The 15,402-nt window shown below is 63.0% G+C and carries 14 protein-coding genes, 1 tRNA gene and 1 pseudogene; 5 read left to right on the top strand and 11 right to left on the bottom strand.

What is annotated here, in order from left to right; translation table 11 throughout:
- The first annotated feature begins 43 nt into the window (after positions 1–43).
- On the top strand, positions 44–1,273 hold the full coding sequence (locus tag ABID58_RS27770) for an MFS transporter (RefSeq protein ID WP_148752564.1): 1,230 nt from the start codon (positions 44–46) through the stop codon (positions 1,271–1,273).
- Between the two features lie 160 nt (positions 1,274–1,433).
- On the opposite strand, the gene ABID58_RS27765 is transcribed toward ABID58_RS27770, so the two are convergent.
- Complete coding sequence (locus ABID58_RS27765; RefSeq protein WP_354035992.1) at positions 1,434–3,212, bottom strand: acyl-CoA dehydrogenase family protein; 1,779 nt, start codon at positions 3,210–3,212, stop codon at positions 1,434–1,436.
- 239 nt (positions 3,213–3,451) lie between these two features.
- Between ABID58_RS27765 and ABID58_RS27760 the strand changes: the two genes are divergently transcribed.
- Both ABID58_RS27760 and ABID58_RS27755 read left to right on the top strand, forming a co-directional pair.
- Positions 3,452–3,526 (top strand) — tRNA-Gln (locus tag ABID58_RS27760).
- Between the two features lie 575 nt (positions 3,527–4,101).
- Positions 4,102–4,200, top strand: a pseudogene (locus ABID58_RS27755) (GMC oxidoreductase); the annotation flags it as partial.
- Here ABID58_RS27755 and ABID58_RS27750 read toward each other — a convergent pair.
- A complete protein-coding gene (locus ABID58_RS27750) occupies positions 4,192–5,085 on the bottom strand; it encodes a LysR family transcriptional regulator (RefSeq protein WP_354036019.1) in 894 nt (297 codons plus the stop codon). The pseudogene ABID58_RS27755 and the gene ABID58_RS27750 overlap by 9 nt on opposite strands.
- A gap of 113 nt (positions 5,086–5,198) precedes the next feature.
- Here ABID58_RS27750 and ABID58_RS27745 point away from each other — a divergent pair, with 113 nt between their 5' ends.
- Entirely contained in the window at positions 5,199–5,831 is a 633-nt protein-coding gene (locus ABID58_RS27745; RefSeq protein ID WP_354035991.1) for a DsbA family protein, read from the top strand.
- A 47-nt stretch (positions 5,832–5,878) separates the two neighbouring features.
- Positions 5,879–6,778, top strand: a complete 900-nt coding sequence (locus ABID58_RS27740) for an MBL fold metallo-hydrolase (RefSeq protein ID WP_354035989.1) — start codon at positions 5,879–5,881, stop codon at positions 6,776–6,778.
- A gap of 43 nt (positions 6,779–6,821) precedes the next feature.
- Here the strand turns inward: ABID58_RS27740 and ABID58_RS27735 are convergent, their stop codons facing one another.
- The 9 genes from ABID58_RS27735 to ABID58_RS27695 form a co-directional block, all read right to left on the bottom strand.
- Positions 6,822–8,606, bottom strand: coding sequence for an SDR family NAD(P)-dependent oxidoreductase (locus ABID58_RS27735; protein WP_354035987.1), 1,785 nt, complete (start codon positions 8,604–8,606; stop codon positions 6,822–6,824).
- A gap of 33 nt (positions 8,607–8,639) precedes the next feature.
- Positions 8,640–9,401, bottom strand: a complete 762-nt coding sequence (locus tag ABID58_RS27730) for an ABC transporter permease (protein WP_354035986.1) — start codon at positions 9,399–9,401, stop codon at positions 8,640–8,642.
- A complete protein-coding gene (locus tag ABID58_RS27725; protein WP_354035985.1) occupies positions 9,398–10,180 on the bottom strand; it encodes an ABC transporter permease in 783 nt (260 codons plus the stop codon). The genes ABID58_RS27730 and ABID58_RS27725 overlap by 4 nt, the downstream gene beginning before the upstream one ends.
- Positions 10,161–10,964, bottom strand: a complete 804-nt coding sequence (locus tag ABID58_RS27720; protein ID WP_354035983.1) for an ABC transporter ATP-binding protein — start codon at positions 10,962–10,964, stop codon at positions 10,161–10,163. The genes ABID58_RS27725 and ABID58_RS27720 overlap by 20 nt, the downstream gene beginning before the upstream one ends.
- On the bottom strand, positions 10,961–11,905 hold the full coding sequence (locus ABID58_RS27715) for an ABC transporter substrate-binding protein (RefSeq protein ID WP_354035982.1): 945 nt from the start codon (positions 11,903–11,905) through the stop codon (positions 10,961–10,963). The genes ABID58_RS27720 and ABID58_RS27715 overlap by 4 nt, the downstream gene beginning before the upstream one ends.
- Positions 11,906–12,048: 143 nt before the next feature.
- The gene (locus ABID58_RS27710; RefSeq protein ID WP_354035980.1) at positions 12,049–12,714 is read right to left on the bottom strand and encodes a helix-turn-helix transcriptional regulator; all 666 of its coding nucleotides are present in this window, start codon (positions 12,712–12,714) and stop codon (positions 12,049–12,051) included.
- A 331-nt stretch (positions 12,715–13,045) separates the two neighbouring features.
- A complete protein-coding gene (locus ABID58_RS27705) occupies positions 13,046–13,627 on the bottom strand; it encodes an amino acid synthesis family protein (protein ID WP_354035979.1) in 582 nt (193 codons plus the stop codon).
- A 6-nt stretch (positions 13,628–13,633) separates the two neighbouring features.
- Positions 13,634–14,497 (bottom strand): fumarylacetoacetate hydrolase family protein, encoded by an 864-nt coding sequence (locus ABID58_RS27700; RefSeq protein ID WP_354035978.1) that lies wholly within the window; start codon positions 14,495–14,497, stop codon positions 13,634–13,636.
- 92 nt (positions 14,498–14,589) lie between these two features.
- Positions 14,590–15,291: a GntR family transcriptional regulator gene (locus tag ABID58_RS27695; RefSeq protein ID WP_148752479.1), complete on the bottom strand. Its 702-nt coding sequence runs from the start codon at positions 15,289–15,291 to the stop codon at positions 14,590–14,592.
- Between the last annotated feature and the right edge of the window lie 111 nt (positions 15,292–15,402).

Below are 15,402 nucleotides of genomic sequence, written 5' to 3'. Positions count from 1 at the left end.
GTCACGATCAGCCGTCTCGTTCCATGAGGTCGATACTTGATCGATGATTGCCGCAACGGGCGTTGACGAATCCTCGCTTCACTACCGCGGCTGGCGCGTGGTGCTGGCTTGCTTCCTGATGGCCTTCTTCATGTTCGGCTTTGGTCTTTACGGCCAGGGTGTCTATCTCGCCGAGCTCCAGCGCGCCCATGGCTGGCCCGGTACGCTGGTGTCCGCGGCCAGCACCTTCTCGTTCCTGCTGACCTCCGTCCTCGTCATCTTCACCGATGATCTGCTCGCCCGCATCGGGTTGCGGGCGCTGATCCTGTGCGGGCTGACGGCGCTTGGCGCATCGACGGCGCTGCTGGGACTGATGCAGGCGCCCTGGCAGCTCTATCTTGCCTATGCGCTGATGTCGGTCGGCTGGACCGGCATGGGATCGGTGGTGATCGCGACGGTGCTGAACGCTTGGTTCGCGCGGCGCCGCGGGCTCGCGCTCAGCCTCGCCTTCAACGGCGCCACCTTCGGCGGCATCATCCTCGTTCCGGTTTTGCTGGCGCTGAGCAGCAGTATCGGTTTCCGTTCAGCCATGCTGGCGGCCACCATCGTGATGGTGGTGCTGGTGCTGCCGGTGGTCATCGTCTTCACCGGTTGGCCGGTCGACGCGTCGCCGAATGGAGCAGGTGTCTCTGGGGGCAAGGCCGCGCGTCATTCGCGGAAGGAGCTGCTCGCCAACGCGTCATTCTGGACCATGGTGCTGCCGATCGCGATCGCGCTGTTGGCGCAGATGGGATTCATCATCCACCAGGTGACGTTTCTCGAGCCGCTGATCGGCCGCGCCAGTGCAGGCCTCGCGGTCACCATCATGGCGGCGATGGCGGTGGTCGGCCGGCTGTCGCTCGGCCTGTTCGTCGACCGGCTCGATCCGCGGCTTGCCTGCGCGGCGTCGATGACGAGCCAGGCGGCGGCGCTGCTCGTTCTCCTGCAAAGCCAGAGCCCGACCGTGCTGCTCATGTGCTGCGCCGTCTATGGCTTCTCGATCGGCAACATGATCACGTTCCCCCCCTTGATCATCCAGCGCGAGATCGGCAGCACGGCTTTCGCGGCCGCGATGGGGTTGGGGACGTCGATCAGCGGCGTCGTCAGCGCCTTCGGCCCGGGCATCGTCGGCCTCGTGCGCAGCGCGAGTGGTGACTACACCATGGCGTTCGCGATGTGCGTTGTGCTCGATGTCGTCGCAGCCGGCATCGTGCTGTGGCGGCCGGGAAAAAGAGCCGAGGTCGCAGCTTCGTAGGACGGATAAGCGTGGCACGCGCGTCCTACACATTCGGTGTCATCGTCCGACTTGATCGGGCGACCCAGTACTCCGAGACGTCCGTCGTTGATCGAGAAGCAGCGGCGTACTGGATTCCCCGCTTTCGCGGGGAATGACAGCAAGGAGGAGGGAGGCTTCTTTACCCCAGCAGCACCGCATCCGCCGCCGCAACCGACTCCGCGCTTTCCGTCACGGTGCGCTCGAGCGCGGGCGCCTGCACGGTGATGTTCTCGGCGAAGAAGCGCGCGAGCGAGACGTAGCGCGCGGCCTCGGTATTGCCGCCGGCCTTGGCGGCGAGCGCTTCGGAGGCCAGCATGCAGCCGCCGAGCGTCGAGCCAAACTGCTGCAGATACGGCGTCGCGCCGGCGAGCGCCTCGTTCGGCGCGGATGTGACGCGCTCCAGCAGCCACTTGCTCGTTCGCGTCAGCGCCTCCAGCGCCTCGCGCAACTTCACGCCCGTGGTGCCGAAAGCGGGATCGTTCGAGGCTTCGACCTGCTTGACGGTGGCCGCGAGATCGTCGAGCAGCGCCCACACCGATGCCCCGCCGTTCGCCGCAAGCTTGCGCGTGACGAGGTCGATCGCTTGGATGCCGTTGGTGCCTTCATAGATCGCGGTGATGCGGGCATCGCGATAATGCTGCGCGGCGCCGGTCTCCTCGATGAAGCCCATGCCGCCATGCACCTGCACGCCAAGATAGGCGACCTCGTTGCCGATATCGGTGGAATAGCCTTTTGCCATCGGTGTCAGCAGCGCGGCGCGAGCGGCCGCATCGGCGCGTACCTTCGGATCCCTGGCACGCGTCGAGACGTCGATCGCGACTGCTGTGGCATAGCAGATGGTGCGCGCGGCCGCCGTCTGCGCCCGCATCCGCATCAGCATGCGCTTGACATCGGGGTGCACGAAAATCGCATCCGACCCGTCGCCCTTCTTGCCGATCGCGCGGCCCTGCTTGCGCTCCTGCGCATAGGCCAGTGCCTGCTGATAGGCGCGATCCGCGACGCCGACGCCTTCGAGGCCGACGCCGAGACGGGCCTGATTCATCATCGTGAACATGCAGCGCATGCCCTGGTTCTCTTCGCCGATCAGGAAACCAATCGCCCCGCCATGATCGCCCATGGTCATGGTGCAGGTCGGCGAGGCATGCATGCCGAGCTTGTGCTCGACGCCGCTGGCAAAAATGTCGTTGCGCGCGCCGAGCGAGCCGTCGGCATTGACCATGAACTTGGGAACAAGAAAGAGCGAAATCCCCTTGGTGCCGGCGGGTGCGTCCGGCAGGCGCGCCAGCACGAAATGCACGATGTTGTCGGTCATGTCGTGCTCGCCATAGGTGATGAAGATCTTCGTCCCCTTGATGCGATAGGTGCCATCGGCCTGCTTCTCGGCGCGGGTGCGCAGCGCGCCGACGTCGGAGCCGGCCTGCGCCTCGGTGAGCTGCATCGTGCCGGTCCATTCGCCGGTGACGAGCTTCTCGAGATAGATCGTCTTGAGCTCGTCGCTGCCATGCGCATCGAGCGCCTCGATCGCGGAGGCCGTGAGCAGCGGGCAGAGGCCGAAGGCAACGTTCGACGCGCTCCAGATCTCGGTGCAGGCGGCGTTGATCGCGGTCGGCAGGCCCTGACCGCCGAAACCTTCCGGTCCGGACACTGCGTTCCAGCCGCCGGCGGTCCAGCGCTTGTAGGCATCCGGCCAGCCCGGCGCGGTGGTGACCTTGCCGTCGCTAAGCTTGATGCCGTGCTCGTCGCCGACGCGGTTGAGCGGCGCCAGCACATCGGTTGCGAACTTGCCGGCCTCTTCCAGCACCGCGGCGACGATATCGGTGTCGAAATCGCCGTAATGGCCGGCCTCGATGGCGGCCTTCAGGCCGGCGCCATGGTTGAGCGACAGCAGCATGTCAGAGATCGGCGCGCGGTAGGTCATGGCTCACTCCCGAGGACAGGTTTGGCGCCGTATTCCCATGAAACGCCTGTCGTCTCAATGGCCTGAGGGACGGGAAGGGCGCGGACCGCATTTATTATAGAGTGTGGCCCGGGCGGCCCCCGGACCTGTGGTATTTTGCCTCTCCAGGCGATTGAAATGCCGCGCCGCACCCTATAGACCGGCTGCGACCAGAGGGAATCTGCGGGTGCCAATTTTCCGCCGTTCCCTTCGTCGCCTGATGGGGCGTAGCCAAGCGGTAAGGCAGCGGATTTTGATTCCGCCATTCGGAGGTTCGATCCCTCCCGCCCCAGCCAGCACTTAAAGCTGCTAAGTTCGTTATGTAACAGCTCTATTCCCGCCGAATTTTTGGGCGGGTCTGGAAATGGAGCTTCTGATGCTCGTTCCAGAATCGAACTAAACGGTGTGGTGTGCACTACAGCGACCATACTGGCCTATCTGCGTGGCTTTCATCCGCAACATATACCGCGGGGAGGCCACGCCGACAGATCTGTGATGCGCTCATCGTAGAATAGCTCATTACGGCGCACAAATCGGACAACCTGTCGTGTCCACGATGATGGTGTAGCTCGGTGAAGCAAGGTCGCCAGCACACATTCAGTGCCAAGTGCCGTATCGAGTCCAAAAGCAGCTCAGACAAGCGGCGTTCGTTTGGTGGCCGCCGCGTTAAGCAGAGTAGTTCAAACAAAAGATTTCTTCACAAGTTCATGATGGTTGAGAAAATCCGAAGGTTTCTGTCACGCAGGTTGGGCGCGGGATCCATCAAGGATGCTGCTTGATCGACCTTGTTGCATCAATGAATGAACTGGCGGCCTCGAGGACTGCATGGGGGCGGCCGATGATCCGATGTCGGTCGTCTCGGAGGATCTGAGGGGTCGAAGGCCTCCGGATCGCCGACGCGTCGATCATGCCGCGTCTCGTTTCCGGCAACACCAACGCTCCGACGATGATGATAAAAGAACTAAGATGAGCTTGCGACCCGCGACAGCATCGCAACGAATGCCGTGACCTTGGGCGCGCGAAAACGGGCGGCGGGATAGACGACATGAATACCGCCTGATGGCAGGGCCCAGGACGGCAGGACATGGACAAGCCGTCCGGCTTTCAGATGCTCCGAAACAAGGAAGTCGGGCAGCACGGACAGGCCTCCGCCGGCAAGTGCCGCCGCAAGCACTGCTGGCGTCGTGTTGATCGCGATCGCTTGTCGCATGCGAACTGTGCAGACTTCGATATCGTTTCTCGTGAAGCGCCAGACCAGCGGCTCACCGAGCGCCCCATTGGCGATGAACGGCAAAGCCGCAAGGTCATCGGGCTTGTCCACGCGAACCGCCACGGCGATCTCCGGCGGGGCTACCAATAACTGGCGGAACGTCCCGAGCCGTCGGGCTTGAAGACTTGAGTCATTCAGCCAGCCGACGCGAATCGACAGATCGATCTGGTTGGCGATGAGATCCGTCCTGGTATCCGAGAGAACCAGATCGACGCCGCATGCCGGGTACTTCCGCGCAAATTTGGCCGCGACCGGCGCAATGGTCGATGCACCGTAGTCGTTCGGCGCGGCGATCCGCAGTACCCCCATGGGCTCGGCGTTCGTCTGGGCAAGCTCGTCTATGGCATACTCGGCCTCGCGCAGGATCATGACGCAGCGGGCGTGCAGCAGGCGTCCGGCCTCGGTCGGCCCCACTCTTCTGGTCGTCCGCAGCAGGAGCGCCGTCTTCAGTTCGGCCTCGAGCCGCGCGACCTGCTGGCTGACGACCGTCTTGGTGATGCCGAGCCGCTCGGCCGCGCGGGTAAAGGAGCCCGCGTCAACCACTGCCGCGAAATAGGCCAGGCGATTGAGGTTGATCGTTTCCATTGGACTCAGTGATTGTAAGCCAATAGCTAACAATATGTATCATTATATTGCGTTTATCAATCAATTGGCGTCGGCTAATTCTGCGGCACATGGAATCGCAGCGGCTTGAAATCATGCGGATCACCTATCTCTTCGACCCTCTGTGTGGCTGGTGCTACGGCGCTGGACCGGTTTTGGACCGGCTTGCGCGGCTGGCCGACACGAGGCTGGAGCTCGCACCGACCGGCATGTTTGCAGGTGAGGCCGCCCGACCAATGGACCAGCATTTTGCGGCCTATGCCTGGCAGAACGATCAGCGCATTGCGCGACTCACGGGCCAAGCTTTCACTGAGCCTTATCGCAACCAGATCCTCAGCAATATCGGCGACATGTTCGACTCCGCCCCCGCAACCCTTGGCCTGGTCGCAGTCGGCCTCGCGGAGCCCGCTCGCGAATTGGAGGCGCTAAAACTGCTGCAGCGCGCTCGCTATGTCGACGGTCGGGACAATTCCAGTCTTCAGGTCGTCGCCGACCTGCTCGACGAAGCGCAATTCACCGATGCGGCTGGCCGCGTTCGGGCGCCAGACAATGCCCTTCTCGCGGCTTACCGGGGACGGGTCGAAGCTGCCCGTTCCGAGATGGCGCGATTTGCCGTCGATGGCGTGCCGGCGCTGGTGGCCGGCGAAGGTGCCGGGCGCCGGTTGCTGAGCAGCAGCTTGTTGTTCGGGCGCTTCGATCTGCTGGCTGCCCAGTTGCGCGCGGCTTGATGCTCAAGACCGACTTATCCCACTGACGAAGTTTGATGGAGAGACCGATGTTCTCAAGGAGACAGATCGTGAAAACGATCCTTGCTGCCAGCGCCGCCGCCGTATTTGCTCCCGCTGATGTTGGGTATTCCGCTGAGTCCAAGCTGAGCTGGAAGCATTTTCCCGCCGGCCCCAACGGGTTTTTTCGTGCTCCGGTGCTGCTCGAAGGTCCCACCGAGGCGGTCCTGATCGACGGCGGATTCTCCTATCCCGACGGACGTGCGCTGGCCGAGGCGATCAAGGCGACCGGCAAGAAGCTGACGACCATCTACATCAGCCAATCTGATCCCGACTACTATTTCAGCCTGAAGCCCGTGCGCGAAGCCTTTCCGAATGCCAAGGTGCTGGCGGCATCCGCGACGCTTGCGGCCATCAAGGGAAATGTGGAGAAAAAGCTCGCCGTCTGGGGCCCGCAGTTGAAGGAGAACGGTCCGCAGACCCTGGCAGACATCGTGTTGCCGGAAGCTTTCGATGAAACCTCTTTCGCGGTTGACGGCGAGACGATCGAAATCGTCAATGCCGACGGCCTTGCCAACCGCCGCTATCTCTTCGTTCCCTCCCTGAACGCCGTGTTCGGCGGTGTGATGATCTTCTCCGGTGTTCACGTTTGGACCGCCGATACGCCGACCAAGGAGCAGCGCGCGGCCTGGGTCGCGAACCTCGACAAGATCGCCGCCCGCAGGCCGTCTATCGTCGTGGCGGGTCACATGGCGCCGAGCGTTGCCGTCGATCTCTCCGCCGTCGAGCACACCAAAAAATATCTGCTCGCGTTCGATGAAGAGTTCGCCAAGGCAGCTGACGGTGCCGCGCTCAAGGCGGCTATGGAAGCCCGCTTCCCGAATGTCGGAATGGGCGTGGCACTCGATATCGGCTCCAAGGTCGCCAAGGGCGAGATGAAGTGGGGCTAAGAAAGGGAGGGCGGATCGGGCTGATCCGCCTCTCAGCCACAGGTCAAATGAGCTCGATGTCGGCAGGATAGCCCGCGTCCTTGAGCTTCTCAAAGAAGGCTCCCGTCAGGATATGTCGGGGCTCCGGCGATCCGCCCGGCGTTCCCCAAGCGCAGCCGGTGCTCCGACGGGCCTTCATGTCGTAGACGAAAGTGGCGGCGAGATCGATCAGGATCTCCCGCCAGGTGACGACATAGATGTCATCCCGGATCTTCCAATAACTCGCTTCGTCCGTGCCGCAATCGCCCCGGCGTACGCCCTTCAGGCACTGATATGAGTACCAGTGCGTGTTCAGATATAGGTGCTCGTAAACAGTGTCCTCGCTGTAGCGGTAGATCGCCCGCGTTCCGATGAGGTCGCGTGTAGGCTCGGGGGCAGAGGATTGCAACGAAGGTCGAGAGCTGCGAATTTGTCCCTTCGTGAATCTTTGCGTCACTCTGGTCTTTCTTTCGAACGGGCGCCGACCGTCGGCAAGCTGCGATGCGACGAACAACACGTGATGCGTGCTGAGGTCGAGCACGATGGCCATGGTCTCGCGGCCCTGTGCCGGCAGCATCGCCACGATGAGCAGCACGTCTGGAGCCGCCTCCACCACGTCGACCGGACAGAACCCGCTTTGATCCAGCGCGAGACCAGGCAGGCCGCGCCAGCGCAGCACGCCATCTGGTAGAAATTCCAGGATTATCTTGCTGTCTGCTTCGAGTGCGACTTCCAATGTCCGGCCTTGCAGCCGGTTCGTGCTGGGCTGCCGGTTCACGGACAGCCCGCTGGCAACAGCAGCCGACGAGGGAAGAGCCGTCGCGGACGTCTTGACGCCCGAATCTGCAGTTCTTGCAAAGAACTCGCCGACGAGGCGCTCCGACAAGCCCCAGACCGCTTCGGCATGAGCCTGATCGAGGGCCCATGGCATGATCCCGTTGGGCAGGCGTGGATCCGGGTTCACCTCGGAGAAGCCGCAGTCTTCGAGAAAGCGGCCGCCCAGGCCATCGAGCTCGGGATGAACGAGCGCCCAGAGCATCGTTGCAGCTCCGGCGGCCAGAGTTTTTCGCGGAAGATTGGCGACCTCCGGCTGACGGCGGCGCAGCGGCGCGAAATCATCCTGGGTCAGATGGTGGTGGAGGTTGGTATCGGTGATGATTCCTGGGGCAACTGTGAACGCGCGCACGCCTGCGTCGCGGTGATGCGCGTCGAACGCCAATGCGAACAGAGCATTGGCCGATTTCGACTGGCCATAGGCGTCCCAGCGGTCATACGGCTTGTGATGGAAGTTCGGATCTTCAAGGTCGACATTGTGCAAGCGGTGGGCGCCCGATGTCATCACGACGAGCCGCGAGGGCGCGCGCGCCTCGAGAAGCGGCGCCAGCCGATTGACGAGCAGGAAGTGCCCGAGGTGATTGGCCCCGAACTGCATCTCGAAACCGTCCGCGGTGATGGCATGGTCGATCGCCATCACGCCGGCATTGGCCACAATGCCGTCGAGGCCGCCGTACGAACCTGCAAGGGTCGCCGTGAACGCGCGCACGCTGGCAAGCGAGGCGAGATCGACCAGGCGGACGTCCAGCGCAGCGCCCGGCACGACCGTCCTGATCGCTGTGGCGGCTGCTTCGCCCTTGTCGCGCGATCGGACGGCCATGATGACCTTTGCGCCGCGCGACGCGAGCACGCGAGCGGTCTCCTGGCCCAGGCCAGACGATGCGCCCGTCACGAGGTAGACCTTGCCGGACAGATCGATGCCCGCGAGTACCTCGTCTGCGGTCGTGTCGCGATTGAAGCCAGCCATCTCATTCATCGGCGAAGTCCTTCCAAGAGAGATTCATAAAGATCAGGCTCGAGCCCTACGCCACGGCGTGAGCGCGCGTTCGACAAGTCCAAGTAGCGCGTTGTTGGCTGCACCCACCGCTCCGAGCAGGACGATCCCGCCATAGAGGTCGGTGCTGCGGAACGAGCGCGCCGCCATGATGATGGTGGAGCCGAGCCCCTGCTGCGCCGTGATCATTTCACCGACCACCGTGATGATCAGGCAGGCGGTCAGCGATAGCCGCATCCCCGCGGTCACGTCCGGCAGCGCGTTCGGCAGTCCGAACTTGAGCGCAAATGCCAGCGGGCCGATGCCGAGATTCTTCGCAACTTCGCGCAGCCGTGGGTCGATCGCGCTGAAGCCGTGAATGGTCGGCAGAAGCACGGGCCAGATTGCGCCAAAGGCGATGATACCCAGCAGCATGTTCGGATGTAGTCCGAACAGCGCAATGCCCACGGGTAGGAGCGTCGATGCAGGCAGTGGACGCAGGAGCTCGAGCGTTGGCGTCAGCCAATAGCGCGCGCGCGGCGACAGGCCGATCAGGGCACCCAGCAGGATGCCGCCGAGCGATGCCAGCGTCCAGCCATAGATCATGCGCTCCATGGTCGAGATGGTGAGCGCGAGCAGGTCGCCACGGGTCAGGCCCCGCAAGAGGTTGGCGAATGTCGAGGAGGGCGAAGGCAGGAAAATCGGCTGAACCAACCCGGTGGTCGTCACCAACTGCCAGAGCAGAAGGATCGACAAGGTGACGAGGACGGAGCCTGCCCGCAGGGACCAGTTGCTCATGTCGCCGCGTCCCCGTACGCCGCGCCGAACAGGCGCCGGTGCATGGCAATCAGGCTCTCATTGAGCAGCCATCCGAGGATTGCGAGCCAGACCAGGAAGGCATACATGACCTCGGGACGGAGACTGAGCCCGGAGGAGATGATTGCGTAGCCGATGCCGATCGGGTTGGCCGCAATTTCGGTCGTGACTGCGACGATCAGAGCGATGCCGAGGGTCAATCGCAGCGCCGTGAAGATTCGCGGAACCGCTGCTGGCAGCGCGATCTTTGTGATCTGCTTGCGGCGCGGCAGGCCGAGCATGCGGGCGACTTCGATCAATCGCGGCTCGACGCCGAGCACGGCGTCGCGAGTCAGCAGCAGCATCGGCCAGAAGCATGCAAAGGCGATGATCGCCGCTTCCATTCTGATGCCGAGACCGTAGATCAGCATCATCAAGGGAATGACTGCAACCGGTGGGATCGGACGAAACAATTCGATCGACAGCGAGGCGAGGCGTGCGGCTGTGGGGGAAAGGCCCAGCCACACGCCAAGCAGCAAGCCGAGCGTGCCCCCGATGGGAACACCGACCGCGATTGCGCCGATCGTCTCCGCCGTTCGCAGGAAGATCTCGCCATCGGTGATCAGGCCGAGCAGGGCGGCCGCGGTCTGGCTCGGTAGTGCGAGCCCATCGCTCTCGATGCCTGAGGCGCGCATGGCGAGTTCGATGATGCCGAGAAATGCGAGCGGGACCAGCCACGCTGGCAAGGCGCGCAGCACGATATCAATGTGTCTTCTGGACATGGTCGAACAGCACGTGGCGAAGCCGAAGGAATTCCGGATGCTCGCGGGTCCGGAGTTGGTCGCGGGGCCGCGGCAATCCGACTTCGATCACTTCCGCCAATCGGCCGGGATTGGCTTGCAGTGCGAACACCCGATCGCCAAGATAGATGGCTTCATCGAGATCATGGGTGACGAAGAGGACGGTTGCTCCGCTGTCCCTCACAAGCCTCGCGATCTCGTCCTGGAGAGCCTGGCGGGTGAGTGCATCGAGGGCACCGAACGGCTCGTCCATGAGAAGAACGCGCGGCCCCTGGGCCAGGCAGCGGGCGATCTGCACACGTTGCTGCATGCCGCCGGACAGTTGCGCCGGATACTTGTCGCCATGTCCGGCGAGACCGACCTTGTCGAGCAGGGCGGTAACGCGCTCGGTGCGCGCCAGGCGCGGCACGCCCATTGCTTCCAACGCGAGGGCAATGTTGCCTGCTGCGGTCCGCCAAGGCAGCAAAGCCCGCCCATAATCCTGAAACACGATCGCCACGTCACGCGACGGGCCGTCGACGGTTACCCCGAGGCGACGCACTTCGCCCCGGCTCGGCGACAGCAAACCTGTCACGAGCCGCAGCAAGGTCGTCTTGCCACAGCCGGAAGGGCCGACGACGCACGCGAACTCACCGGGAGCGACCGTGAACGAAAGGCCGTCCACGACGCACTTGCCGCCGAAATCGAGCCGGACGCCGTCGAACGCAATAGCAGGCTGCGCGCAAGCCTCGGCGGCGGGCGCGAGCCGGGAGCTGATTTTGTTCATTTCGCGAAGAGCTTTTCGGGTGACTTGAAGTTCCGCAGCATGTCCTGCTTGTCCATCATGTCGACCCAGAGCTGGACCTGCTGCGGCGTCACATCTGTGTCCAGCTTGTTTATCGTCAGCGTCTTCAGCACCTCGGGCGGCATCTTCACGTATTTGCCGAAGATTTCGAGCGTCGCCGGCAAGTCGCTCTGCTCAAAGGCAATCGCCTTGTCCAGGGCGAGCTTGAATCCGGCGGCTGCCTCGCGATGCGCGTCAGTCCAGGCTCTGCTGCTGGCATAGACGAATGGGGGCAGGCGGTCGGGGAGGTTGGCGGCAATGTAGAAGATCTTCCCGCCGATCCCCGGTGCGGCAGCTCGCTGTAGAAAGGGGTTTGTCGAGAGTACGGCGTCCACCGTACGGGCCTTCAAGAGATCGGCGAGCTGCGGAAAGGTGCTTTCGACGAAGGTGATCCTCTGCCAGTCGACGCCGCTCCGCCGAAACCATTCGCGTGCCATGATGTGGAAGAAGCTGCCCAGACCCGGCGTTCCGATCTTCTTGCCGACGAAGTCTTCCGGTTTCTCGATGCCCGAGTTAGCACCGGCGACGATCCCGTAGTTGGTGTCGTTGACCGACGCGATGGCGCCTCCCGAAACAATGACGAGATCGAGACCGCTGTCTGTTACCTGGATCAGGGACGCCGTACTCAGCGCGGCGATCTGAAGCGAGTCGGACTGCAGAGCCGCGGGCATCGACTGACCGCCGGGAATGATCTTGATCGTCGCGTCGATGCCGTGATCCCGGAAATAGCCCTGCTCGACCGCGATCATCGGCAGCACGAATTCGGGTACCGGCGGCACCCCGATGGTGATCTTGGTTTGAGCTGTGGCGAAGCTGATCAGCGCAAGCTGAACGATGAGAGCCGCCAGCGCGGTCCTGAGAAGAGTTGAGAGGGCGTTTCGCATGATGGCGTCTGCTTATCCGAAATGGCTCGGTGAGGATAACAGCGCGCGCGAGTGAGACCATCTCCCCAAGATTGGGGAGGTGCAGGCTTGAGGGAGGTCAACAGGCTGGATCGAGCTGCAAAGCGCCGGAGCGTCCGATCCGTTCAGTGCTTGGTGCGGCTCTGCGTGCCTTGCGTTACGTCGGCAGCGTGCAGGAGAGAAGCAAGCTGGGTGCGGTTTCGAACCCCGAGCTTGGCGAATGCGCTGTCGAGATGAGCCCTGACCGTTGCAAAGGTCACGGCGAGGCGTCGGGCGATTTCCTTGTCGGCGAGGCCTTTCGCGGCCAGGCCGGCAACGGCCGCCTCGCGCGGCGACAATTTGGCCTGCAGGCCTGGCAGCAGCCTGGGTGCGCATGAGAGCGCAGTGCGCTTCAGCGCCTGCGTAAATCCGGGCTCAATCAGCTTAAGCAGCTCGATTTCGTTGTCGTCGAAATCGGGCCGTCCGTTTCTCCGCCAGATTCTGACGTCGCCGATGCTTTCACGCCCATCGAACGCAAACAGGTTGATGCCGTAGTAGTGGCCAAAGGGACGCAAGAACTCGTTGTAGATCTCCGTTCGCATCAAGTCGCGGTGCGAAATCAGCGCGCTGACGGGATTGACGCCTTGGCGTAACCAGCGGGACAGTCCCGCCTTGTGCCGGTGCTGGAAATAGCGCTCGTAATTCGGGACGCAGGCGTCGTCCAGATTGACGGAGACCCCGAGCTCGAACGCTTGTTTGCGTGAGTTCCAGGTGTAGGACGCATAGAAATCGGCATCGAGCAGGTCGAGCAACAACGGTCCAATGATGGTTCTGAGTTCCTGATTGCTTGCATGCTGCGCGGAAAGCAGCCCGATAACGCGGGACAGAACACGCTGCTTCTTTGTGCTTATGTTCATCGCCGTCCTCCCCTTTGGGAGCATAATTCAAGGGGAGTTCGACTGTCCAGCTGGAGGTCGTCCGCGCTCGCCTCAGAACTCTTCAGCAGCTCGACAGTATGAGGAGGAAAGCATGAATACCTGCGTCCAAATCCGATGAAACGGGATCCAGGACCGTCGATGACGTTGAGCAAAGCCGACGGAAGCGCGCCGGGTTGCTGCTGCGGTCAATGTCTCTTTCGTTTGCCTAGCGCTGCCCATCGTGCACAGAGATGTCCGATACGGCGAGCCCGCCGATCCTCGCATGCGGTCTGCCGCCGGTCGCCATCACCAGGCCGAAACAGATCTCGTCACGCCTGGGCGCGTCCCAGAGCGTCATCTCCGCGGTGCCGAAATGACTGCGCACATAGCACGCATGGATGTGTCCAAGCGGGACCATCAGGCGCGTGCCGGGACCGCCGATGGTCTTCGCCGCCGGGACGATCGCCTTGGGCTGAGCGAGCACTTCGCGCATACCCTGGCCGCCGGCTTCATGCCAGACGGCGCCGTGCTCGAGCTCGCCGTCCTCGCCGACGATGATGCCCTTGCCATAGGCTTCGATATGCGCAGCGCCCCCGAGCTGCGCGATCAGGCGCGTTGCGAGCTCGCGCCCGAGCTCTCGCAACGAAGCTTGAAACGGCATCAGGTTCGGCTCGTAGCGTCCCGCGAAGGGATTGGCGACGACCGCAACGGCCGTCCCGATCAGGAGCGGCTTTTCCAGCCGGGGGCCGCGTTCGTGCCAGACCGTCTCGACGCTGAGCGCGGTCTTGCGAATGTCATAGGAGGACATGCGAGCCTATGCCTCATCCACGACCGGATTGCGCAGCACGCCGATGTTCTCGATCTCGACCTCGACCACGTCGCCGGGCTTGAGGAAGATCGGCGGCTTGCGGGTGAAGCCGACGCCGGCCGGCGTGCCGGTAGCGATGACGTCGCCGGAGACGAGGTCGAAAATGGTCGAGCAGTATTCGATCAGCCGCGGGATCGAGAAGATCAGCATCGAGGTGTCGGAGGATTGCACCACCGCGCCGTTGACGCGTGTTTCGAGCTTCAATTTGGTGGGATCGCCGATCTCGTCCGGCGTGACCAGCCAGGGTCCGAACGGGCCGGTGCCGACGAAGTTCTTGCCGGAGGCGATCTGCTGGGCATGGCGTTGCCAGTCGCGGACGCTGACGTCATTGTAGATCGAGTAGCCCGCCACGTGATCCCAGGCGTCGGCCTGGCTGATGTGACGGCCGCCCTTGCCGATGACGACGGCGAGTTCGCCCTCCCAGTCGAAATTGTCCGAGACCTTCGGTCGGATCACGGGGGCGTTGTGGCCGACCTGGGAACGCCAGACTCGCAGGAAGATGGGCGGGAATTCGGTGATCTCGCGCTTCATGCCGAAGGCGACCGCTTCATTGTGGTGGTCGAGATAGTTGCGCACGGCGCAGACGATCTTCTCCGGGCGCGGGATCACGGGGAGATATTCGACGTCGCTGAGCGCCATCGTGGGCTTGTGCCCGGCGACGATGGCCTCGCGGCGCGCGTAGTCGTCGCTGCCGACGAAGTCTGCGAGGATCGGATACTGGGGCAGGGCGCGGCCCAGATCCACGACACCGTTTTCGACAATGGCTCCCCAGCTTTCCCGATTTCCGTCCAGGAACGACAGCAGCTTCATGATTGTGATCCACCAGTGAGAATTTTCGATGATTTATAGTATTTTCGAAAATTGTCCGGAGCGCAAGCCCGCGGGACCTGAAAAAGCGCCGTCTATTCGGCGTCCAACAGGTGCCCGGCGTATTTCGCGACATTGTCGGCGGTAGTGCGGATATGTGTCTCGATCAGTTGCACGGCCTGATCAGCGTTGCGGGAGATGGCGGCCTGCATGATCGCCTGGTGCTCGCCAGCCTTGTCGCGCGGGCGCGGCCGGAAATTGGCCGACAGATGCCGGTAGCGCTCGGCGCGATCGAACAGCTCGGCTCTAATCGAGAGCAGCGTCGCCGAGCCGCAGGCGGAGACCAGCGCCTGATGGAACTGGCGATGGGCGATCTTCCATTCGGGATCGCGCAGCGGATGCTCGGGATCGCGTTGCTCGATCCGCTTCAGCCTGTGCAGGGTCGAGATGACGGCAATCTCCCAGTCGTCATCGCCCTTCTCAATCGAGCGGCGGATCAACTCCACCTCGATCAGCACCCTGGCATCGGTGACCTCCACCAGATCCTGGTGGCTGACCGGCGCCACGCGAAATCCGCGCTGCTCCTGGGCGTCGACAAGTCCCTCGGCGGTAAGGGCGGTCAGCGCTTCCCGCAATGTGGTGAAGCTCGCGCCGAAGCGCTCGCGCAACACGTCGAACCGCAACGGCTCGCCGGGGGGCAGACCGCAGGTCACGATCTCCTCGCGCAGCCGATGAGTAATATCGGCGGCAATCGTCTTGCCGAATTCCTTGCGGGAGCGAATGGCGGTCTCAGGCATGGTTCTGCCGATCAATTGATGCCCCAAGATGCCGCGCCAACGACCATCTTGCAATAATTTTCGTAACAGCTAGTATTTTCGAAAATATGGTCCGAGGGAGAGGGGATGAGC

Origin of the sequence: Bradyrhizobium sp. S3.2.6 (assembly GCF_040546885.1) — a bacterium.
GTDB lineage: Bacteria > Pseudomonadota > Alphaproteobacteria > Rhizobiales > Xanthobacteraceae > Bradyrhizobium > Bradyrhizobium cytisi.
The sequence above is the reverse complement of the archived record's forward strand: the minus strand, read 5'-3'. Positions and strand labels throughout refer to the sequence as shown.